This window comes from Oleiphilus sp. HI0079, from assembly GCF_001635105.1.
In genome coordinates this window covers 1-338 of record NZ_LWFT01000412.1, presented here as the reverse complement: position 1 = coordinate 338, position 338 = coordinate 1, and the positions used below count along the sequence as shown (strand labels likewise).

Sequence of the window (338 nt, the reverse complement as noted above, 5' to 3'; positions counted from 1 at the left end):
GAGGCCCCTTAAGAGAGTGGGCTGAAGCTTTGATAGATGATTCTAATATTCCATTATTAGACAAAACCCTAATTTTGAAGGTTTGGAATCAACATCAGTCAGCCGCGTCAGATAATAGCAATAAGCTATGGGCCTTGCTTATGTTTCTAGATTGGTATCGACAGCGGGTTGGCCGCTCTTAGTTGCTATCAAGTTCTTATAGAAGTTGCATAGCTGCTCCCCCACTTTCTCATAAGAATATTGCTCTTCGATTATTTGATAACCGTTCTTAGTCAGTTCCTGCCCCAGTCTTTCGTCCTCGAATATTCTTTGCACATTCGAGGCTATTTGTGTTGCTG

General features: G+C 42.0%; 2 protein-coding genes. One reads left to right on the top strand and one right to left on the bottom strand.

The genetic code is table 11. The annotated features are described in order from the left end of the window. Nucleotides 1-29: 29 nt before the first annotated feature. Nucleotides 30-182, top strand: a complete 153-nt coding sequence (locus A3750_RS27275; RefSeq protein WP_369819923.1) for a hypothetical protein — start codon at nt 30-32, stop codon at nt 180-182. Here the strand turns inward: A3750_RS27275 and A3750_RS26775 are convergent. Further along, nucleotides 139-338, bottom strand: a 200-nt coding sequence (locus A3750_RS26775) for a glycosyltransferase (protein ID WP_231871730.1), incomplete at its 5' end; no start/stop codon positions are given. The genes A3750_RS27275 and A3750_RS26775 overlap by 44 nt on opposite strands.